Origin of the sequence: Methylocystis sp. WRRC1 (assembly GCF_020733155.1) — a bacterium.
GTDB lineage: Bacteria > Pseudomonadota > Alphaproteobacteria > Rhizobiales > Beijerinckiaceae > Methylocystis.
This window is the reverse complement of record NZ_JAJFZJ010000001.1, coordinates 2,006,105-2,027,143: the sequence shown is the minus strand read 5'-3', so window position 1 is coordinate 2,027,143 and position 21,039 is coordinate 2,006,105. Positions and strand designations below refer to the sequence as shown.

21 protein-coding genes are annotated in these 21,039 nt (G+C 66.9%); 15 read left to right on the top strand and 6 right to left on the bottom strand.

Annotated elements, in window-relative coordinates; all coding sequences use genetic code 11:
- The first annotated feature begins 34 nt into the window (after positions 1-34).
- The 8 genes from LG047_RS09780 to phoB all read left to right on the top strand — a co-directional run bounded on the left by LG047_RS09780 (position 35) and on the right by phoB (position 7,649).
- Entirely contained in the window at positions 35-1,105 is a 1,071-nt protein-coding gene (locus LG047_RS09780; protein ID WP_036288384.1) for a lysylphosphatidylglycerol synthase domain-containing protein, read from the top strand.
- Positions 1,106-1,134: 29 nt separating this feature from the next.
- A complete protein-coding gene (locus LG047_RS09775; protein ID WP_227966473.1) occupies positions 1,135-2,211 on the top strand; it encodes an ATP-binding protein in 1,077 nt (358 codons plus the stop codon).
- 144 nt (positions 2,212-2,355) lie between these two features.
- A complete protein-coding gene (gene pstS / locus LG047_RS09770) occupies positions 2,356-3,399 on the top strand; it encodes a phosphate ABC transporter substrate-binding protein PstS (protein WP_227966472.1) in 1,044 nt (347 codons plus the stop codon).
- Between the two features lie 156 nt (positions 3,400-3,555).
- Complete coding sequence (gene pstC / locus LG047_RS09765; protein ID WP_227968472.1) at positions 3,556-4,530, top strand: phosphate ABC transporter permease subunit PstC; 975 nt, start codon at positions 3,556-3,558, stop codon at positions 4,528-4,530.
- 11 nt (positions 4,531-4,541) lie between these two features.
- Positions 4,542-5,381 (top strand): phosphate ABC transporter permease PstA, encoded by an 840-nt coding sequence (gene pstA / locus LG047_RS09760; RefSeq protein ID WP_084679148.1) that lies wholly within the window; start codon positions 4,542-4,544, stop codon positions 5,379-5,381.
- Positions 5,382-6,167 (top strand): phosphate ABC transporter ATP-binding protein PstB, encoded by a 786-nt coding sequence (pstB, locus tag LG047_RS09755; protein WP_227966471.1) that lies wholly within the window; start codon positions 5,382-5,384, stop codon positions 6,165-6,167.
- A 22-nt stretch (positions 6,168-6,189) separates the two neighbouring features.
- Positions 6,190-6,909 carry a phosphate signaling complex protein PhoU gene (gene phoU / locus LG047_RS09750; protein ID WP_036288380.1) on the top strand — a complete coding sequence of 240 codons (720 nt, stop codon included), beginning with the start codon at positions 6,190-6,192 and terminating at the stop codon, positions 6,907-6,909.
- Positions 6,906-7,649 (top strand): phosphate regulon transcriptional regulator PhoB, encoded by a 744-nt coding sequence (gene phoB, locus LG047_RS09745; RefSeq protein WP_036284249.1) that lies wholly within the window; start codon positions 6,906-6,908, stop codon positions 7,647-7,649. Before phoU ends, phoB begins: the two co-directional genes overlap by 4 nt.
- 20 nt (positions 7,650-7,669) lie before the next feature.
- Here phoB and LG047_RS09740 read toward each other — a convergent pair whose 3' ends face one another.
- Positions 7,670-8,197 carry a GcrA family cell cycle regulator gene (locus tag LG047_RS09740; RefSeq protein WP_036284247.1) on the bottom strand — a complete coding sequence of 176 codons (528 nt, stop codon included), beginning with the start codon at positions 8,195-8,197 and terminating at the stop codon, positions 7,670-7,672.
- A 449-nt stretch (positions 8,198-8,646) separates the two neighbouring features.
- On the opposite strand from LG047_RS09740, the gene LG047_RS09735 reads away from it, so the two are divergent.
- Genes LG047_RS09735 through LG047_RS09725 form a run of 3 tightly spaced genes read left to right on the top strand, consistent with a single transcriptional unit; the run spans position 8,647 to position 11,749 of the window.
- The gene (locus tag LG047_RS09735; protein WP_227966470.1) at positions 8,647-9,843 is read left to right on the top strand and encodes an aspartate aminotransferase family protein; all 1,197 of its coding nucleotides are present in this window, start codon (positions 8,647-8,649) and stop codon (positions 9,841-9,843) included.
- The gene (gene argF, locus LG047_RS09730; RefSeq protein WP_227966469.1) at positions 9,843-10,787 is read left to right on the top strand and encodes an ornithine carbamoyltransferase; all 945 of its coding nucleotides are present in this window, start codon (positions 9,843-9,845) and stop codon (positions 10,785-10,787) included. Before LG047_RS09735 ends, argF begins: the two co-directional genes overlap by 1 nt.
- Positions 10,787-11,749 (top strand): Hsp33 family molecular chaperone, encoded by a 963-nt coding sequence (locus tag LG047_RS09725; RefSeq protein ID WP_227966468.1) that lies wholly within the window; start codon positions 10,787-10,789, stop codon positions 11,747-11,749. Before argF ends, LG047_RS09725 begins: the two co-directional genes overlap by 1 nt.
- An 18-nt stretch (positions 11,750-11,767) precedes the next feature.
- Here the strand turns inward: LG047_RS09725 and LG047_RS09720 are convergent, their stop codons facing one another.
- Complete coding sequence (locus tag LG047_RS09720) at positions 11,768-12,844, bottom strand: sensor histidine kinase (protein WP_227966467.1); 1,077 nt, start codon at positions 12,842-12,844, stop codon at positions 11,768-11,770.
- A gap of 71 nt (positions 12,845-12,915) precedes the next feature.
- On the opposite strand from LG047_RS09720, the gene LG047_RS09715 reads away from it, so the two are divergent.
- Together LG047_RS09715 and LG047_RS09710 are read left to right on the top strand one after the other, a co-directional pair.
- Entirely contained in the window at positions 12,916-13,608 is a 693-nt protein-coding gene (locus tag LG047_RS09715; protein ID WP_227966466.1) for a fumarylacetoacetate hydrolase family protein, read from the top strand.
- A gap of 120 nt (positions 13,609-13,728) precedes the next feature.
- Positions 13,729-15,231, top strand: coding sequence for an aspartate aminotransferase family protein (locus tag LG047_RS09710; protein WP_370635041.1), 1,503 nt, complete (start codon positions 13,729-13,731; stop codon positions 15,229-15,231).
- A 79-nt stretch (positions 15,232-15,310) separates the two neighbouring features.
- Here the strand turns inward: LG047_RS09710 and LG047_RS09705 are convergent, their stop codons facing one another.
- Positions 15,311-16,021, bottom strand: a complete 711-nt coding sequence (locus LG047_RS09705) for an MOSC domain-containing protein (protein WP_227966465.1) — start codon at positions 16,019-16,021, stop codon at positions 15,311-15,313.
- Positions 16,018-16,497 carry a peroxiredoxin gene (locus tag LG047_RS09700; protein WP_227966464.1) on the bottom strand — a complete coding sequence of 160 codons (480 nt, stop codon included), beginning with the start codon at positions 16,495-16,497 and terminating at the stop codon, positions 16,018-16,020. The genes LG047_RS09705 and LG047_RS09700 overlap by 4 nt, the downstream gene beginning before the upstream one ends.
- Before the next feature lie 151 nt (positions 16,498-16,648).
- Between LG047_RS09700 and LG047_RS09695 the strand changes: the two genes are divergently transcribed.
- A complete protein-coding gene (locus LG047_RS09695; RefSeq protein WP_227966463.1) occupies positions 16,649-16,876 on the top strand; it encodes a zinc ribbon domain-containing protein in 228 nt (75 codons plus the stop codon).
- Position 16,877: 1 nt separating this feature from the next.
- Here the strand turns inward: LG047_RS09695 and LG047_RS09690 are convergent, their stop codons facing one another.
- Both LG047_RS09690 and LG047_RS09685 read right to left on the bottom strand, forming a co-directional pair.
- Positions 16,878-18,473 (bottom strand): copper resistance D family protein, encoded by a 1,596-nt coding sequence (locus LG047_RS09690; protein ID WP_227966462.1) that lies wholly within the window; start codon positions 18,471-18,473, stop codon positions 16,878-16,880.
- Between the two features lie 3 nt (positions 18,474-18,476).
- Complete coding sequence (locus tag LG047_RS09685; protein ID WP_227966461.1) at positions 18,477-18,833, bottom strand: copper resistance CopC family protein; 357 nt, start codon at positions 18,831-18,833, stop codon at positions 18,477-18,479.
- Positions 18,834-19,056: 223 nt separating this feature from the next.
- On the opposite strand from LG047_RS09685, the gene cobT reads away from it, so the two are divergent.
- On the top strand, positions 19,057-20,985 hold the full coding sequence (gene cobT, locus LG047_RS09680) for a cobaltochelatase subunit CobT (protein WP_227966460.1): 1,929 nt from the start codon (positions 19,057-19,059) through the stop codon (positions 20,983-20,985).
- The last annotated feature ends 54 nt before the right edge of the window (positions 20,986-21,039 follow it).

Here is a 21,039-nt window from a genome sequence, read left to right as displayed (position 1 = left end):
CGTCCATTCGGGCCCGAAGCCCGCGAGACAAAGAATGCAAAAAGACGAGGATCTCGCCATTTCACCTCAACCCCGCCTGCCTGTCGTCGTGGCCCCGCAGCGAAAAAGCTTCTTCGAGACACTGAGCCAGCGCCTGCCTCACGGCGCCGGCCAGATCATCGGCGCATTGGCGAGTCTCGCGCTGTTCACTCTCGCCGCCTTCGTTCTCGGCAATGTCCTGTCGAAAATCCATTTCGCCGACGTCGCGACGGCGCTCAAGGAGACGAGCGGCGCACAGATCCTCGTCGCAATGCTGTTCACCGCCTTGTCCTATCTGGCCCTCACCGGATATGACGTCTCGGCGCTGTATCAAATTCGCATGCGCTCGCCCTATCGCATCGCGGCGCTCGCCTCATTCGCCAGCTATGCGATCTCCTTCAATCTCGGCTTTCCGATCATCACCGGCGCGGCCGTGCGCTACTGGATTTATTCGCGCGTCCAGATCACCGCCCTGCAGGTCGCCAACATCACGGTCATCACAGGGGTCACCTTCTGGCTCGGCATGACGATGATGATCGGCGTCAGCCTGCTGACGGGAGCCGACGCGCTCGCCGCGCTCGATCACGTCCCGGTCTTCTTGCACATCGCGCTGGGCGTCGTCGTCACGGCGTCGGTCGCCGCCTATTGCGTCTGGGTGGCGCTGGAGCGGCGGCGCATTCACATTCGCGGCCATGCGCTCGAATTGCCCCGTCTCGGCCCGACGCTGGCGCAACTCGCCTTCGGCGTGGCTGATCTTTGCGCCGCCGCCGGCGCGCTCTACGTGCTGCTGCCGCAGGGCGTCGACCTCGATTTCATGGGTTTCGTCGCGGTCTATGTCGTCGCCTGCATCCTCGGCGTCGTCAGCCACGCGCCGGGGGGCATCGGCGTGTTCGAGGCGATCATGCTGCACGCGCTCCCCGGCGCCTCGCAGGGAAGCATTCTCGCCTCGCTTCTGCTTTTCCGCGTCATCTATTATTTCCTGCCCTTCATCTTCGCGCTCGCCGTTCTCGGCGCGGACGAAGGCGCCCGCCGCTGGTCCTCCCTGCGCGACGCCATCGCCCGCATTCTCGAGGACCGCGGCGCCTGACCGTCTCCGCACAAACCGGACTCTCATTCATGCCGCAGACAAAATGGCGCGATCAGGCGACCGACTGGCTCGCACCTGTCATCGACGCATTGCCGGAGCCGGTCTTCGTCGTCGACGCGGAGGAGCGGACCATCGCCGCCAATGGCGCGGCGCGCGCGCTGGCGCCGGCCATGCGCTTCGGAGAGCCTCTGTCGCGCAGCCTGCGCTCCCCTGACATGCTGGACGCCGTCGGGCGCGTGCTCGCGGGCGGCGCGGCGGAAAAGACGGTCTGGGTCGAGCGGGCGCCGGTCGAGCGCTGGTTCGAGGCGCATGTCGCGCCGATGCGCGTTCCGGGCTATGACGCGGCGGCGATGATCAGCCTGCGTGACCTCACCGAAGCGCATCGGGTCGAACGCATGCGCGTCGACTTCGTCGCCAACGCCAGCCATGAATTGCGCACGCCGCTCGCCTCGCTCCTCGGCTTCGTCGAAACGCTTCAGGGCCCGGCGAAAAATGACGCGGCCGCGCGCGAGAAGTTTCTCGGCATCATGCGCGAGCAGGCGCAGCGCATGGCGCGCCTCGTCGATGATCTTCTGTCGCTGTCGCGCATCGAGCAGCACATGCATGTGCGCCCGGCGACTCCGGTCGATCTCACCCTGCTGGTCGCGCATATCGTCGATACGCTGACCCCGATGGCGGAAGAGGACGCCATTCCCCTCGCGCTCGATCTCGCGCCCAATGTCATCGTACCGGGCGACCGCGACGAACTCGCACGGATCATCGAGAATCTCATCGAGAATGCGCTCAAATACGGCCGCAACGAAAATGGCGGGGAGAAGCCGATCGAGATTTCGCTCACGCGCAAGGACGCGGTCGCGACCTTCTCCGTGCGCGATCACGGGCCGGGCGTGGCGCCGGAGCATATTCCGCGTCTCACCGAGCGCTTCTATCGCGTGGACGCGGGCAAGAGCCGCGCCAAGGGCGGCACGGGGCTCGGTCTTGCCATCGTCAAGCATATCGTGCTGCGCCACCAGGGCCGGCTCGCGATCGAATCCGCGCTCGGCGAAGGCTCGCTCTTCAAGGTGACGCTGCCGGCGATCGATCCCGACGCGGCAAAATCGCGATAGTCATTAAAATACAAGCGATAAGTCTGTCATATTACTGTTATCCAACTGTCACAAAATCCTTTTGTGGGTCGGGTAGGAACTGCCTGTGACGGCGCCGTGGGCGCCTCCCCCTGTTTTGTTCTCGAACTGAGAAAGAGACCTCAGATGATTTTCAACATGCTGAAACGCGGCGCCGGCGCGGCGCTTGCGCTCGCCGTGACGGCGGGCGCGGCGGTCGCCCTCGACATTTCCGGCGCCGGCGCGACCTTCCCCTACCCGATCTACGCCAAATGGGCCGAGACGTACAAGAAAGAGACCGGCAACGGCATGAACTACCAGTCGATCGGCTCGGGCGGCGGCATCAAGCAGATCAAGGCGCGCACGGTGACCTTCGGCGCCTCGGACCAGCCGCTCAAGGCCCCCGATCTCGAGGCGGCGGGCCTCGTGCAATGGCCGCAGATCATCGGCGGCATCGTGCCGGTGGTCAATCTGGACGGCGTCGCGGCGGGCGAACTGACGCTCGACGGCGCGACGCTCGCCAGGATCTTCCTCGGCGAAATCACCGCCTGGGACGATGCGGCGATCAAGAAGCTCAATCCGAAGGCCAAGCTGTCGAACGCGCCGATCGTCGTCGTGCATCGCTCGGACGGCTCCGGCACCACCTTCAACTTCACCAACTATCTGTCCAAGGTTTCCGAGGACTGGAAGACCAAGGTCGGCGAGAACTCGGCCGTGGAATGGCCGGTCGGCATCGGCGCCAAGGGCAATGAGGGCGTCGCCAACAATGTGGCGAACACCAGGGGCGCGATCGGCTATGTCGAATACGCCTACGCCAAGCAGAACAAGCTGACCTACACCAGGATGGTCAACAAGGACGGCAAGGCCGTCGCCCCGGCCACGGAAAGCTTCCAGGCCGCCGCCGCCGGCGCCGACTGGTCGCATGCCGATGGTTTCTACGAGATCCTGACCAATGAACCCGGCGCCAAGTCATGGCCGATCACGGCGGCGAGCTTCATCCTGCTCCCGAAGGAGCCCAAGGACGAGGCGGCCGCGGCCGAGGCGCTGAAGTTCTTCGGCTGGGCCTTCGCCAAGGGCGGCAAGGCCGCCGAGGAGCTCGACTATATTCCGATGCCGAAGCCGGTGGTCGAGCTCATCAGGAAGAGCTGGGCCAATGTGAAGGGCGCGGACGGCAAGCCGCTGGCGCACTAATATGGCAGGCGCCGTCCGCGGAGACGGCGGCCTTTTCATCAAGGGACGTCGGTCCTCGCGGACCGGCGTCGGGAGTTGCGAATGACGATCGAGCCAGGCCGGCGCGAAGCGAGCCGGCGTGAAGCGAATGGAGCGGGCGACGTGTCGGATGCATTAATGGAGCAAAGCGTTTCGCAGCCGGCCGTCGCGGACCGCGGCCGGTCGCTCGCGCGCATCGCAATCATCGACCGCGTCTTCCATCAGGTGACGCGCGCGGCGGCGATCGCCGTTCTCATCATCCTCGGCGGCGTTATCGTCTCGCTCGTTCACGGCTCCCTGCCGTCGATGAAGGCTTTCGGCTTCGGCTTTCTGACGTCACAGGCCTGGAATCCCGTCACGGATAATTTCGGCGCGCTGCCGGCGGTCTACGGCACGATCGTCACCTCGCTCATCGCCATGCTCATCGCGGTGCCGGTGGGGCTCGGCATCGCGACCTTTCTCACCGAGCTCTGCCCCCATCCGCTGCGCCACCCGATCGGCGTCGCGATCGAGCTTCTGGCCGGCATTCCCTCGATCATCTATGGCATATGGGGCCTCTTCATCTTCGCGCCCTTCATTCAGGCGCATGTGCAGCCGGCGGTGATTTCGGCTTTCGGGAATGTGCCGGTCCTCTCGACGCTGTTCGCGGGTCCGCCCTATGGCATCGGCATGCTGACGGCGGGCTTCATTCTCGCCATCATGGTGCTGCCCTTCATCGCTTCCATCTCCCGGGACGTGTTCGAGACAGTGCCGCCCTTGCTGAAGGAGGCGGCCGCGGGCATCGGCTGCACGACATGGGAAATGATGCGCCATGTGGTGCTGCCCTACACGCGCGTCGGCGTCATCGGCGGCGTGATGCTCGGGCTCGGCCGCGCGCTCGGCGAAACGATGGCCGTCACTTTCGTCATCGGCAATGCGCACAAGGTCGCTCCCTCGCTCTTCGCGCCGGGCACGACGATTTCCGCGACCATCGCCAATGAGTTCACGGAGGCTGTGGGCGACATCTACACGTCGGCGCTGATCCAGCTCGGCCTCATCCTCTTCTTCCTGACCTTCATCGTTCTCGCCTGCGCGCGCTACATGCTGATGCGCATCGAGCAGAAATCGGCTTGAGGAGCCAATTCATGTCGCTCTACGCCGCTCGCCGCCGACGCAATTCGATCGCCACCGGCCTCGCCTGGGGCGCCGCGCTCTTCGGCCTCGCCTGGCTGTTCCTGATTCTCGCGGCCCTTCTCTATGAAGGGCTGCGCGGTCTCTCCCCCGCCGTCTTCACGCAGATGACGCCGCCGCCGGGCAGCCAGGGCGGCCTGCTGAACGCGATCGCCGGCTCCCTCGTGATGACCGTCATCGGCGTCGCCATCGGGGCGCCGCTGGGCCTGCTCGCGGGGACCTATATGGCGGAATATGGCCGACACACGAAGCTCGTGACGGTCGTGCGCTTCATCAACGACATTCTGCTCAGCGCGCCGTCGATCGTCATCGGACTCTTCGTCTATACGATCCTCGTTGCGCCGATCGGCCATTTCTCCGGAATTTCCGGGGCCGTGGCGCTCGCCATCCTGGTCGTGCCGGTTGTGCTGCGCACGACCGAGGACATGTTGCTGCTCGTGCCGGGTTCGATGCGGGAGGCGGCGGCGGCGCTTGGCGCGCCGCGCGCGCTGATCATTTCTCGCGTCGCCTATCGCGCGGCGAAGGCCGGCCTCGTCACCGGCGTGCTGCTCGCGGTGGCGCGCGTCTCCGGCGAGACGGCGCCCCTGCTCTTCACGGCCCTCAACAATCAGTTCTGGAGCTCGGACCTAGCCGCGCCGATGGCGAGCCTGCCGGTCGTCATCTTCCAGTTCGCGCTCTCGCCCTACAAGGACTGGCAGCAACTCGCCTGGACGGGCGCGCTGCTGATCACCGTCACCGTTCTGACTCTTTCGGTCATCGCCCGCGCGGTCAGCGCCGGACGGAGGAAATCCTGAATGAACATCGCCGCCAACGCTCCCAAGGAACCGCCGGCCAAAGTGTCGGTGCGCAGCCTCGATTTCTTCTACGGCTCGTCCCGCGCGCTGAAATCCATCAGCCTGCCGCTCTACGCCAACAAGGTGACGGCCTTCATCGGTCCGTCGGGCTGCGGCAAGTCCACGCTGCTGCGGGTCATGAACCGCATGTATGACCTCTATCCCGGCCAGCGCGCCGAGGGCGAGGTGCTACTCGACGGAGAGAACATTCTCGATCCCGCCGTCGATATCAATGCGCTGCGTTCGCGCGTCGGCATGATCTTCCAGAAGCCGACGCCCTTTCCTATGTCGATTTACGAGAACATCGCCTTCGGCATCCGCCTTTACGAGAAGCTTTCGCGCGGCGACATGGACGCCCGCGTCGAGGAGGCGCTGCGCGGCGCGGCGCTGTGGGATGAGGTGAAGGACAAGCTGCACACCAGCGGGCTCGGCCTTTCGGGCGGTCAGCAACAGCGACTTTGCATCGCGCGCAGCGTCGCCGTGCAGCCGGAGGTCATCCTCTTCGACGAACCCTGTTCGGCCCTCGATCCGATCTCGACCGCGAAGGTGGAGGAGCTGATCGAGGAACTCGCCAATCAGTACAGCATCGCGATCGTCACGCACAACATGCAGCAGGCGGTGCGCGTCTCGGACTACACGGCCTTCATGTATCTCGGGGAGCTCGTCGAATTCGGCGACACCGACGAGGTTTTCAACAAGCCGAGAGAAAAGCGCACCCTCGATTACATCACTGGCCGCTTCGGCTGATCTGAATCAAGGAATGATCGCCATGAGCGAACATATCGTCAAATCCTACGACCGCGATCTCGAGGCGCTCGGACGCCGCATCGCGGAGATGGGCGGCATCGCCGAGAAAATGCTCGCGGAAGCGATGGAGGCGCTGTCGACCTGCAACGTCGATCTCGCCCATCGCGTCGTCGCGAGCGACGCGCGTCTCGACGCGCTGCATCGCGAGATCGAGGAAAGCGCGGTCCTGACGATCGCGCGGCGCCAGCCTCTTGCGGTGGATCTGCGCGAATGCATCGCCGCGATCCGCATCGCGGGCGACATCGAGCGGATCGGCGACCTCGCCAAGAACATCGCCAAGCGCACGCTGAAGATCGCGTCGGAAGCGCGCTTTCCGCGCGCCCTCGTGGGCCTCAAGTCGATGCATGAAATCGCGTCGATGCAATTGAAGGACGTCCTCGACGCTTATGCGTTGCGCGACGTCGAGCGCGCGCGGGCGGTGTGGGAGACCGACGCCGATCTCGACGCGCTCGAGGATTCGGTGTTTCGCGATCTTCTCACCTTCATGATGGAGGATCCGCGCAACATCTCCTTCTGCACGCATCTTCTGTTCTGCTCGAAGAATCTCGAGCGCATCGGCGACCACACGACGAATATTTCCGAGACGATCGTCTATCTCGTGACCGGCGAGCCGATGCCGACCGAGCGGCCGAAAATACGCGTCGCCCAGTTCGGCGGCGACAGTGAAGAGGCTTCGCAATGAATGACAGCATTCCCGCGGTAATGCGGGAGGGCAAGAGCGATCGCGCGCCGCGCATACTGGTTGTCGAAGACGAAGCGTCGCTCGCGCTCCTTCTCACTTACAATCTCGAAGCCGAAGGCTATCAGGTCGAGCATGTCGACAATGGCGACGAGGCGGAGCTGCGCATCGCGGAAACGCCGCCCGACCTCGTCATTCTCGACTGGATGCTGCCGGGCGTCTCGGGTCTCGAAATTTGCAGACGCCTGCGCGCGCGCGAGGCCTGCCGCGACATGCCGATCATCATGCTGACGGCGCGCGGCGAGGAAAGCGAACGCGTGCGCGGTCTTTCCGTCGGCGCCGACGATTACGTGGTGAAGCCCTTCTCGACGCCGGAGCTGATGGCGCGCGTGCGCGCGCTGCTGCGTCGCGCGCGCCCGGAGCGCGTCGCCTCGAAGTTGAGGCTGGGCGACATTGATCTCGACCGCGACACGCATCGCGTGCGCCGGTCGGGCCGAGAGATTCATCTCGGCCCCACGGAATATCGGTTGCTGGAATATTTCATGGAGAAGCCGGGCCGCGTCTTCACGCGCGCGCAACTTCTCGACAGCGTCTGGGGCATGTCGGCGGAAATCGACGAGCGCACTGTCGACGTCCATGTCGGCCGTCTGCGCAAGGCGTTGATCCGCGGGCGGGAGAAGGATCCGATCCGCACGGTGCGCGGCGCCGGCTATTCCTTCGACGAAACATTCGGCCGCGACTGAAGTCGCGGCCTTTCATTTTGTCAGGCGTAGCGCGGCGCGCGCAGCTGGTCGCGGGCGCGACGGCGATCCTGCGCGGGCTGATAGGCGACGCGCGCGTGATAGGCGCAATAGGGGCCGCCGCCGATCGGCGACTTGCCGCCGCAGAAGCGGAATTCCGGCGTCGTCGGATCGCCCATCGGCCAGCGGCACATGGACTCCCGCAGGTCCATCAGCGTCACGCGCTCCGACATCGGGATCACGACTTCTTCCTCCTGCGGCTGCGCGCGGGCGACGACCATCGCTTGCGGCGCGAAGGCGAGCGCCACATTGCCATGCACGACATGGCCGGCTGCGCGCGGCTGCGGCGCCGCCTGACGCTGCGCCTTTGCGGCGCGCGGTCGCGGCGCGGCGGCGGTCTTGGCGCGCTCCGCGAGACCCAGACGATGGATCTTTCCGATCACCGCGTTGCGCGTGATGCCGGGTCCAAGTTCGGCTGCGACCTGGCTCGCGCTGAGTCCGTCGCTCCAAAGTTTACGCAACAGCTCGACGCGTTCATCGGTCCAAGACATATCTGTCCTCCACTCGGTCGGTTCGAGCGCGGATTTAGAATCCTTCACCGCCCGCTGCGCTGGAGGGCGCCAGCGGCGACTTGACGCGGATCGAAACTCGAGAAACGCCGGGCGCGACATGCAGCCAGCGCCGGCAGGAAACGTTACTGACGCAGTTGAATCACGGGCGGGAGTCGCTGGCAAGCGAAAGGCGGCGTTCTCAACAGGCTTTCTGCAAGCTTTGTGCAAGGGTGTTGCTCTCAAGACTCAGTTCGAAGGTCACGGAACGCCTGCAAACCGATTCCTCGCCCGCGCCATAGGGCCGCCGCGTCGGCATTCGAGGCCCGAGATTTGACCGCGGAGGCGCGGGCGCATAAAATCAAGGGCTCAAAATGCCGCCCTGAAAAGGGCGGCGCTTTGTTTTTCAGCCCCGCACGGCGTTGCGGTCGCCTGAGCACTGGAGCACGGTTTTGAATTCTGCGCTTTATCCGACCTATGCGCGGGCCGACATCTCTTTCGCGCGCGGCGAAGGCGCCTGGCTCGTCGCCGAGAACGGCGACCGCTATCTGGACTTCGCGTCGGGCGTCGCCGTCCTGTCGCTGGGTCACGAGCATCCGCATCTCGTCGCGACGCTGAAGGCCGCAGCCGAACAGCCCTGGCATGTCTCCAATCTGTTTCGCATCCCGCAGGCCGAGCGTCTCGCCCGGCGCCTCGCCGAGGCGACTTTCGCCGACATCGTCTTCTTCACCAACTCCGGCGCCGAGGCGGTCGAAGCCGCGATCAAGACCGCGCGTAAATATCATGCCGCGAACGGCCAGCCGGAACGCTATCGTCTGATCACTTTCGAGGGCGCCTTCCACGGCCGCACGCTCGCGACCATCGCCGCCGGCGGCAATCCGAAATATCTCGAGGGCTTCGGCCCGCCGGTCGAGGGTTTCGATCAGGTTCCCTTCGCTGATCTCGACGCGGTCGAGAAGGCCATCACGGATGAAACGGCGGGCGTGCTGCTGGAGCCCATTCAGGGCGAGGGCGGACTGCGCGTCTTCCCGCCGGCTTTCCTCTCCGACATTCGCAAGCTGTGCGACGCGCGCGGCCTGCTGCTCGTGCTCGACGAAGTGCAATGCGGCGTCGGCCGCACGGGGAAATTCCTCGCCTGCGAACATGCCGGCGTTGCGCCCGACGTCGTCGCGCTCGCCAAGGGGCTCGGCGGCGGATTCCCTATCGGTGCCTGCCTTGCGACGCGCGAGGCGGCGAAAGGCATGACGGCCGGCACGCATGGTTCGACTTTCGGCGGCAATCCGCTGGCGACGGCTGTCGGCTCCGCCGTGCTCGACGTGGTGCTGGAAGACGGCTTCATGCCCCGCGTCGCGCGGCTCGGCGCCTTGCTGCGCCAACGTCTCGCGGAGCTCGAGGACCGCTATCCTGCGATCATCGGGGAAGTGCGCGGCGAAGGGCTCATGTTCGGCCTCAAGATGCGCGTCCCCAATGGCGACTTCGCCGCCGCCGCGCGCGCGGAAGGGTTGCTCACTGTGCTCGCCGGCGACAATGTCGTGCGACTGCTGCCGCCGCTCATCATCGACGAGAGCGATATTGCCGAGGCCGTCCGGCGTCTCTCCGCCGCCTGCGCGCGGCTTGCGGCTCCGGCGGCGAAACTGGGAGCGGCCTGATGACCGCGCATTCCATGACAAGGCCACGCCATTTCCTCGACATCTGCGATCATTCCGGCGAAGAGCTTCGACGCATCCTCGATCTCGCCAAGTCGCTGAAAGCGAAGCGTGCGAAGGGCGTGGAGCCGACCGGGCGCCCGCTCGCCGGCAAATATCTCGGCATGATCTTCGACAAGCCCTCGACCCGCACGCGCGTCTCCTTCGACGTCGCCATGCGCGATCTCGGCGGCGAGACGATCATGCTCACCGGCAATGAAATGCAGATCGGCCGCGGCGAGACCATCGCCGACACGGCGCGCGTGCTTTCGCGCTTCCTCGACGCGATCATGATCCGCATCCTCTCGCATGAAGATCTGACGGAACTCGCGCGCCACGCGACTGTCCCGGTCATCAACGGGCTCACCAAGCTCTCGCATCCCTGCCAGATCATGGCCGACGTGCTCACCTTCGAGGAGCATTGCGGGCCGATCTCGGGGCGCACGGTCGCCTGGATCGGCGACGCCAATAATGTGCTCGCGAGCTGGGTGCATGCGGCGGCGCGCTTCGGCTTTGCGATCAATGTCGCGACCCCGGCCGAACTTTCGCCGGCCGCTGAGCTTGTCGACTGGGCGAAAGCCAATGGCGTGGCGATGAACGTCACGCGCGACCCCTACGCGGCCGTCGCGGGAACCGATGCGGTCATCACCGACTGCTGGGTGTCGATGGGCGACAGGGACGAGGATTTCCGCCGCAAGGTACTTGCGCCCTATCAGGTCGACGCCAAGCTGATGCGCGCCGCCGACAAGGACGCGGTGTTCATGCATTGCCTGCCGGCGCATCGCGGCGAGGAAGTCACGGACGAAGTGATCGACGGGCCGCAGTCGGTTGTTTTCGACGAGGCCGAGAACCGCCTGCATGCCCAGAAGGGCGTGCTCGCCTGGTGTCTCGCGCCGGGCGCGGCGTGATGGCCGAGGCGCCGAGCAGGCCGGTCTCTTTCGAGGCGCAGGACGATCGCGTGCTCCCTTTCGCGGTGGAGCCGCTCGACCTGCGCGGGCGCCTCGTGCGGCTGGGGCCGACCGTCGACTCCATTCTCTCGCACTACGATTATCCGCCGCAGGTCGCGCGCCTGCTCGGCGAAGCGATCGCGCTTGCGACGCTGCTCGGCTCGATCCTCGAGTCACACGGCCGATTCCAGTTGCAGACGCGCAGCGACGGCCCTGTCGACATGCTGGTCGTGGATTACGACGCGCCGGGCAAGCTGCGCGGCTTCGCGCGTTTCGATCTCGCGCGCGTCGAGGAGATGACCGACCCGGCGCCGTCGGCGCTCCTGGGGCGCGGCCATCTCGCCCTCACCATCGAGCGCGAGGAGGACGCCGCGCGCTATCAGGGCGTCGTGCCGCTCGAGGGCGAGAGCCTCGCGGAGGCGGCGCATATGTATTTCCGCCAGTCCGAGCAGATCCCCTCCCATGTGCGCCTCGCCGTCGGCGAGGTCGTGACGCCGCAGGGCCGCAGCTGGCGGGCGGGCGGCCTGCTGCTGCAATATCTGCCCTCGGGCGGCGCAAGGACGCGCGACCTGTCGCCGGGCGACGCGCCGGAGGGCGAGGGCGTTCTCGACGAAGCCGATGAGGACGACGCCTGGACGGAAGGTCAGGCCCTTGCGGCGACGATCGAGGACCATGAGCTGATCGACCCCGGCCTGTCGGGCGAGCGCTTGCTCTACCGCCTGTTCCACGAGCGCGGCGTGAAGGTCTTCGCCGAACGCGCGCTGGAGGAATTCTGCCGCTGCTCGACCGAGCGCATCGAGAAGCTGCTCAGGAGCTTCACGCAGCAGGAGCGCGCCGACATGGTCGGCGACGACGGCCGCATCGGCGTCACCTGCGAATTCTGCTCCACCCATCGCAGCTTCGATCCGGCGGCGTTTCCCTGAGACGCCGGCGAGGGCGTCTCAGTTGTCCGGGGCGGCGTCCGCCGCGGGCGCGGACAGCGTCACCCGCGTCCCTTTCCCCGGCGCGCTGTCCAGGACGAGCGTCGCGCCTCCGAGCCTTGCGCGTTCGCGCATCCCCGTCACCCCGAAATGACCCGGCGTCGGCGCCGACGGATCGAAACCGGTCCCGTCGTCCTCCACCAGAAGCCGCGTCCCTCCGGCGTCCTTCGCCAGTGCGACGCGGACGCGCCTTGCGCCGGCGTGCAGCTCGATGTTGCGCAGCGCCTCGCGCAGCACGGCCGCGAAGAGCTGCTCGGTCTCGCGCGGCAGTTCGGCGCTGGGAAAACCGAATTCAACCGTCACCGCAATATCGCCCATGCGTTCCGAGAAGCCGTCGACGATACGGCGCAGATCATACAGGTCGCGCCGCTCCTCGCGCGTGCGCGCGATCGCCTCGCGCGCCTCCTGAAGGCCCTCGCGCGCCTGCACGTCGAGCATGGCGAGCGCCACCCTCGCCTCCGCGTCATTGGTCTTCCTGGCGATGAGCCGCGACTGTGTGATGAGCGTCACCATGGAGCGCACGAGCGTGTCGTGCAGGTCGTGGGCGATCCGCAGCCGCTCATTGGCGATCGCCGCCGCCTGGGCCTCCTCCTGCGCCTTCTCGCGCTCCACCCGCAGCCTTGCGGCGGCGGCGTCCGCCTGCTGCTGAAGCAACTGCTTCTCGCGCCGCTCCGAGGCCAGCAGGCGGTCGATCTGGTCGCCGCCGTGGTCGGGCGCGGTGACGACGACGAAACCCCGCGCGGCGGCGTCCCAGGCGATGGAGATCGTCACGCGCGGCGCTTCGGGCGCCGCGCGCATGGACGGCAGGACGATCTCGCCGCCTCTCTCCTTCAGCGCGGCGAGGCTTTCCTCCATATGCAACAGCAGCGGGGCGCTGCAGGCTTTCTCTCCTTCGTCCGGCAGCCACGCGCTGAGGCGCCCCAGACGGCGCGCGACTGTCAGCCCGTCGTCCACGAGCGCGACGCCCAGTTGCCCGCGCGCCAGCGCGTCGGCAAAAACATCCTTTTCCGCCTTGGACTTGTCCATAATGGGCAACATAGCGCGATTTTTCGCAAATCGCTCTATAAGTTGGCGGAAAATTGAAGCTTGAAGGTTTCGTGGAGCCCCGGATGCCCGAGAATTTCGTCATTCCCCCGCCGCCGCCCCCGAGCGTCGCCGTCGCCGGCGGCGGCCTTTTCCCGGTCCGCCGCATCTTCTGCGTTGCGCTCAATTATGCGGAGCACGCGCGCGAGATGGGCAAGGAGCCGGGAGCTGAACCGCCCTTCTTCTTCACCAAGCCGGCGGACGCCGTCGTGGCCGACGGGGCGACGATTCCCTTCCCGAGCCTGACGCGCAATCTCCACCATGAGATCGAGCTCGTCGTGGCGCTCCAGTCCGGCGGTTCCGATATTCCAGTCGAGCGGGCGCTCGACTGCGTCTATGGCTACGCCGCCGGCATCGACCTCACCCGCCGCGACCTTCAGACGGAGGCGCGCAACGCTGGCCGCCCGTGGGACATGTCCAAGGGCTTCGACAATTCCGCGCCCATGGGGGTCATCCAGCCCGCCGCCAGGATCGGCCATCCCGCACGCGGGCGCATCACGCTCTCCGTCGACGGCGCGCCGCGCCAGCAGGGCGATATTTCGGACATGATCCTGGGCGTTCCCGGGATCATCGCGGAGCTGTCGCGCTTCGTGGCGCTTGCGGCGGGAGACCTGATCTTCACCGGCACGCCGGTCGGCGTCGGCGCGCTCCAGCCGGGGGACCGGGCGGAGGGCGTGATCGAGGGCGTCGGTTCGGTCGTCGTAAACCTCGAAAAATAAGGGCGGTTGCGCCCGGCGGGCATTACCGGCTATTTGCTGTCAAGATGGATCGTCAACGACGATCGACCGCAACCGGATTGCGCCTTCCCGTGAACCGCCGGCGCGCGAGCCTTTAAGATCATGACGCAGCCGGTCGATCTCGACCCCGAAGACTGGGAAGATTTCCGCTCGAAGAGCCATCGCGCGCTCGACGAGATGATCGACTATCTGCGCGATTTGCGCGAGCGCCCGGTCTGGCGGGCGCCGACCGAGGAGGCGAAGGCGCGCTTCGACCGCGACCTTCCCGTCGAGGAGCGCGATTTCGCGGATGTGCTGAAGGACTTCGACCGCTACATAAAGCCCTTCGCCACCGGCAACATCCATCCGATGTTCATGGGCTGGGTGCAAGGCGCCGGCACGCCGGTCGGCATGATCGCGGAAATGCTCGCCGCCGGCATGAACTCCAATTGCGGCGGGCGCAATCACATCGCCATCGACGTCGAGCGCCAGATCGCGAAATGGATGGCGCAGGCCTTCGGCTTTCCGCAGGACGCGTCGGGCATTTTCGTCACCGGCACGTCCATGGCGAATTTCCTCTCGCTGCTCGTCGCGCGCGATCAGGCCTATGGCGAGAGCGACGTGCGATTGAACGGGCTATGCGCGCAGAGCGGCCAGCTCATCGCCTACGCCTCGCGCGAGGCGCATAATTGCGTGCGGCAGGCGATGGAGCTCGCCGGGCTGGGCGCGCGCCATCTGCGGCTCATCCCTTCCGACGAGCGGCGGGCGATGAAGATCAGCTATCTGCGCCACGCCATCGCCGCCGACCGGGCGGCCGGCTTCCGGCCCTTCCTCATCGTCGGCACGGCGGGGACGGTCGATACGGGCGCGATCGACCCGCTCGACCGCCTCGCCGACGTCGCGCACACCGAAGACATGTGGTTCCATGTCGACGGCGCCTTCGGGGCGCTGGCCGCCCTGTCGCCGGCGCTCAAACCTCTCGTAAAGGGGCTGGAACGCGCCGACAGCATCGCCTTCGACTTCCACAAATGGCTGCACGCCCCTTATGACGCGGGCTTTTTTCTGGTGCGCGACCCCAAAGCCCACAAGCGGGCTTTCGCCGCCAACGCCGCCTATCTCACGCGCGCCCCGCGCGGGCTCGCGGCGGGCGAGACCTGGCCCTGCGACCTCGGCCCCGATCTCTCGCGGGGTTTTCGCGCTCTGAAGGCGTGGATGACGATCGAGACCTTCGGCGCGAAAAAGCTCGGCCAATGCATCGAGCAGACCTGCCGCATGGCGAAGCGGCTGGAGGCGTGGATCGAGGGAAGCGGTAATTTCTTCATGCGCGCGCCGGTGTCGCTCAACATCGTCTGCTTCGGCGTGACGGGCGACGACGACGGCTCGCTCGCCCGCGAGATCGTGATGGAGCTGCACGAGCGCGGCGAGGCGGCCCCCTCGCTCACCATCCTCGACGGCGTCCCGGCGATCCGCGCGGCGATCATCAATCACCGCACCCATGAGGAAGACATCGACGCCTTCACGACGTATCTGGAGGCCGCCCTGCGCCGCGCCCGCAAGGAGCCGCATCTCGAAGCGCTGGCCGAGGCGCCGCACGGGCCGGGGAAGACGCGGCTGTCGGAGGATTGATCCGGGCGCGGTCCCCTACCTCCTCCTCGCGGGGCCACCCTCCCCGCAAGGGGGGTGGGGGCTCACGACCGGGAATCTCTCAACGCTGCCGCAAGGCGGAACCCTCCCCAAAAAGCCGCCGATCCCAGTCCTCCACCTTCCCGCTCTCCAGCCGCCTTCGCGCGAGGTCGCGCCAGTTCTGGGCGAGCTCCGGCAGCGCCGCCATGGCGGTCAGTCCCTCGCGGTCCATCGTGTCGCGGTAGAGCAGGCGCGTGAGGCGTTCGAGCAGCCAGTGGGGCCGTGGCCTGTCGACGAGGCGCAGAAGGTCGCCTTCTTCCGCGACGCCCGTTTCAAGCACGCGGTAATACCAGCCGGTGCGGCCGGTCTTTTGCACGCGCGCCGCCATGTCCGGACAATGGAAGCGGATGTTGAGCTTGAAACAGGGCTGGCGTCCCTGGCTCACCTGCAGCAGCGCGCTTCCGAAGCGCACGATGTCGCCGACGCAGACATTTGCTTCGGTCCAGCCGGTCGTCGAGAGATTTTCGCCGAAGGCTCCCGCCGCTTCGAGCGCCTGCGCGTCGCCGATCTCTTTCGCCCAGTCGGCGTAATGCTCGAAGGCGTAATGATGCAGCGCCTTCTCCGGCCCGCCGTGATATTTGCGGTCCGCCTGCGCGTCGCCCTCCAACCCCGTCGCGCCAATGCGCCACGGCGCGGGCCCGGGCCGCTTGTCGATCGCGCTCGACGCTCCGTCCTCGCCCAAGGGCGCGATCGGCCCCGTGAGAACCAGTGGGCGGACGGGCGCGGGCGTCATGTTTCCGGCGGCGCCTCGGAGATGAGGGAGCCGAGCAGCGCGCCCAGCGCCATGTCGTCCTCCTGCCCGAAGCCATGATGGCGGATGCGCCCGTCGCGGCCGATGACGATCGACGTCGGCGTGCCGCGCATCTCGTAGCGGCGCATGGTGACGGGGATCGGCCCGTCTTCGCCGGGCGTATCGACGCCGATCGGGAAGGTGAGACGATATTCGTGGATGAAGGCTTCGAGCGAGACGGGCGTCATAGCCGCGTGATGTTCGAAGACCGTGTGCAGGCCGATCACCGCGAGGTCGGTGTTGCGAAAGAGGCTGTGCGCCTTCTGCGCCTGCGGCGTGCCATGCGCCACGCAGCCGGGGCACAGCATCTGGAAGGCGTGCAGCAGCACGACCCGGCCCCGCAGCGAGGCGAGGGTGACGGGCGCGGGCGTATTGAACCAGCGGGTGACGGAAAGCTCGGGCGCGAAAGGGGCGGTCATGGTCTGATGTCCGATTCCCGACATGACGATTTCCGGACCCTTTAACGGGTCAATCCATTGAGCTGTAAAGCGCCACAGGGCGGCAAAAGTTCAGGAACGGAATTTGCTCTCGCAAGGAGCGGAACGCCAATGCGCCTGTCGCGAGGAGCCGATGCCGCTTTACGCCTATGTCTGCGAAGACTGCAATTCTCAGTTCGAACTTCTCGTTCGTTCGTCGGACACGCCCGCCTGCCCCTCCTGCAAGAGCGAGAAGCTCTCGCAGCAGGTCGCCCGCATCTGCAGGGAGATCAAATATCCCGCCATCGCCAGATCGTGGCGACGCGCGGCGGCGGCGGCCGGCGATCTCTCGAATTTCAGCAAGGCCGAGCGGAAGGTCTGACTCAGGCCTCGCGGTAGAAGAGCAGCATCAGACCCGCCAGAATGAAGGCGATGGGCCAGACGAAGCCCGCGATGCGGGCCGCCCGCCCGTCGAGCCGCAGCTCCAGCCAGCGCGACCATCCCGCCGCGACGCCGACGAGGGCAAGCGGCGTGTGGGTGATTTCGAGCAGCGTCTCTTCCTTCACATTGGTCAGCGCATGGGAGTGGGTCAGCAGGAAGCCCGCCGCGACGGCCGTGGAGAGCGGGAAAACATAGGCCGCCCATCCCGCCTTCACGCGGCCGAGCCGCACGCGCCACTCGAAGATCCCGAAGGCGACGATCAACAGCGTCAGCAGGCGATGCTGCGCGATTTCCGGATCGCGCAGGCTCTCGATCACGCCGAGTTTGCCCAACGGCCAGACGGCTTCGTCCGCGCGCAGGAACAGGAAGGCCGCGAGGCCGAGGAACATCAGCGGCCAGTGGCGGGCGAGAGGCGCGAGGCGCCGGCCGCGCTCCATCAGCGCCATCACGCCCATCGCGAGGACGAAGAGCCCCGCCCAATGGTGGTTGTATTCGGACCAGGCGATGTCCGCCGCCCGGCGCGATTGCGCCGCCGCGGAGGCGGTTTCGGCGGCCATGGCCTCCTGCGAGACGGACAGGGCCGAGTGATCCGGGCTTTCCAGACGCACCGGCCAGCGGGGCTCCAGACGCTCGACGATCTCCGGCAGACTCGCGCGCTCGATGATGTCGCGCGCCGGCGGCAGCGAGGCGAGCGAGGCGGCGCAGAACAGGACCGTCAGTCCGACGCCGATCTCCGTCTCGGCGAAGCGGCGGGTGCGCAGCATGGGCGCCGCGCCGCGCACGGCGAGAAAATTCATGCCGCCGAGAAAGAGCAGGCCCATGAGCAGTACGATCTTGGCGCCGAGCATGAGGCCGTAGGACGTGCCGTAAAGCGCCGGCGGCGCATCGACATAATCGAGGGCCAGGAAGACGCCCCCCGAAAGCAGCGCCGCCACGGCGCCGATGGAGACGAGCGAGAAGCGGCGCCCGACGATCGGCTGCGTCGGGGCGCCGTTCGTTTCCGTCAGCGCGATGAGGAAAAAAGGAATGCCGCCGATCCAGACCGCGGCGCCGGACATGTGCAGCAATTCCGCCGCCGCAAGGGAGACCGCGCCCTCGAGCTGGCTCGTCGCATGCGTCGAGACGGCCTGCACGACGAGGAGCAGCGCGCCGAGCGCGGGCGCGAGGAAGCGTAACGCGGGGCCGCCGTTGCGCGCGACGAGGGCGATGGACAGGGCGATCGCCGCAGCGATCAGATCGGCGACGGCCGCGCGGGCGCTGATCGCCTCCGGGAAGGAAATCTCCAGCGTGCCGGCCAGCATGACGGCGAGCGAGACGGCCGCAACCGCCTCCGCCGCGGCGAGCGCGCCGGCGCTCCACGAGATCAGACGCAGGGCGCGGGTCGAAATTCTCTCTGCGGCGTCGCCGAGCCGCGGCGCGAGGGGCCAGGAAAGCAGGACGAGAAACGCCAGCCCGCCGACGGTCAGCGATTGCGCGGCGAGGATGAAGCCGCGCAGCACGACGCCGAGAAAGCCGTATATCTCGATGAAGAGCTGCATTCCTCAGCGGCCCACGCTGAAGGGAATGTCTCCCTGGGTGATATGGCCGTCGGGGCTGAGAGTCTGCCAGTGGAGCCGATAGGCGCCGGGGGCGAGGCCGCGCGCCTGCGCCTTCAGCCTGTCCGCCGCGGCGTCGCCGATCAGCGGCAGGGACACGCTCGCGCCCTCGAGCGTCGTCAGCTTGAGATTCGAGCGGGTGGCGTCGATCCTGCTGTTGAAGCGGATTTCAATCGCTATTTCGGTTCCGGAAACCTGCTGACCGGGGCTCGGCGTCGCGTTGACAATCACAGCGTGCGCATCGGCCGCCCCGCACGAAACGGCGGAAAAAAGCGCAACGAAGGTCAGCCGTTTGGACATCATGGCGGGGTTCGAAGGCCATCCCGGGAATCGGGCCGCGAGGAACTTCGAGTTATCCCCTTTTGGCGGCCCTGATCAATGCCTGTCGGGGCCGGCGACGGGCGCCGTCATGCGGCGGGGCGACGCATGGGAGGCGCATGGGGAGGCGCATGGGGCGGCGCGGCCCCGAGCTTTCCCGGCAAAGCCCGACTTGCGGCGGCGCGCGCGGTTGCGCATATATTGGCGAATGCCCCCCGCGCCGACAAACCGCCGTCCCGCCTCTCCCAAGGAAGCCCCGCAGGAGCCCTTCAAGCGCGCCGTCTCCGGCGCCATGCGCGCCATGGCGAAAACTCCCGCGCTCGACGTGATCTTCGCGCCCGAGCGGCCGTCGCTCGTCACGGGAGAGGACGGCGCCAAGGCGCGGTTGACGGAGCCGCCGCGCAAGCTCTCGCCGAAGGACGCCGCCATTCTGCGCGGCCAGGCCGATTCGATCGCCCTGCGACTCGCCTGTCACGACGACGCGGTGCACCGCCGCTACGTTCCCGAGACCGCGGAGGCGCGCGCCGCCTTCGACGCCATGGAGCAGGCCCGCGTCGAGTCGATCGGCGCCCGGCGCATGGACGGCGTCGCCGCCAATATCGCGGCGATGCTCGACGACCGCTACCAGCGCGGCCATTCCGACCAGATCAGGAGCCGCGAGGACGCGCCGCTCGAGGACGCGCTGGCGCTCATGGCCCGCCAGCGGCTCACTGGCCTCGCGCCGCCGCCTCATGGCGCGAAGATCGTCGAGTTCTGGCGCGACGTCATCGAGGAGCGCGCCGGCGCCGATCTGGACCGGCTCGTCCGCGCGGTCGAGGACCAGCGTCATTTCGCGCAGATCGTTCGCGAGCTTCTCTCCCATCTCGACATGGCGAGCGGCGAGGCGCCCGAGGAAACGGAGGCCGAGGACGAAAGCGAGGAGCAGCCCCAGAACCCGGACGAGACCGAGAATCAGGACCAGGAAGACGACACGGCCAAGAGCAAGGCCGAGATGGAGACGGCGCTCGCCGCCGAGGACTCGGAGCAGGAGGGCGAAAGCGAATCGGCCGAGGCGCCCTATGGCGAGGCGGAGGAGGATTCCGACGCCGGCGACATGGAGGAGGCGCCCGACGCGCGCCGCCCGTCGACGACCGCCGCCGAACGTTCCGGCGCGGACTACCACGCCTACACCACGCGCTTCGACGAGATCGTGCGCGCCGAGGAGCTTTGCGATCTCGAGGAACTGGATCGGCTGCGCGCCTATCTCGACAAGCAGCTCCTGCATCTCTCTTCCGTCGTCGGCCGGCTCGCGAACCGGCTCCAGCGCCGCCTGATGGCGCAGCAGAGCCGCAGCTGGGAGTTCGATCTCGAGGAGGGCATGCTCGATCCCGCGCGCCTCACCCGCGTCATCATCGATCCGCAGCAGCCGCTGTCCTTCAAGCGCGAGAAGGACATGGACTTCCGCGACACGGTGGTCACGCTGCTCCTCGACAATTCCGGCTCGATGCGCGGACGCCCGATCACCGTCGCCGCCACCTGCGCCGACATTCTGGCGCGCACGCTGGAGCGCTGCGGCGTGAAGGTCGAGATCCTCGGCTTCACGACCCGCGCCTGGAAGGGCGGGCAGTCGCGCGAACTCTGGATAAATGAAGGAAAGAAGCCGAACCCCGGCCGCCTGAACGACATCCGCCACATCATCTACAAGGCGGCCGACGCGCCCTGGCGGCGCGCGCGGCGCAACCTCGGACTGATGATGCGCGAGGGGCTCCTGAAGGAAAACATCGACGGCGAGGCGCTGGACTGGGCGCATCGGCGCCTGCTCGCGCGCACCGAGCAGCGCCGGATATTGATGATGATTTCCGACGGCGCGCCGGTCGACGATTCGACGCTCTCGGTCAATCCGGGCAATTATCTGGAGCGCCATCTGCGCCAGATCATCCACGACATCGAGACCAAATCTCCGGTGGAGCTGATCGCCATCGGCATCGGACACGACGTCACGCGCTATTACCGCCGCGCGGTGACGATCGTGGACGCGGAGGAACTCGGCGGCGCCATGACGGAAAAGCTCGCGGAGCTTTTCAGCGAAAGGGCCGCGCCGGCGGCGCCCCAGCCGGTTCGCGGTCGCCCGGCGCCGCTCGTAGCTGCAGCGCGGTAAGTCTTCACCGATTGATCATCATGTCACAAGCTCGACATATTCGTGCCGGTTGAC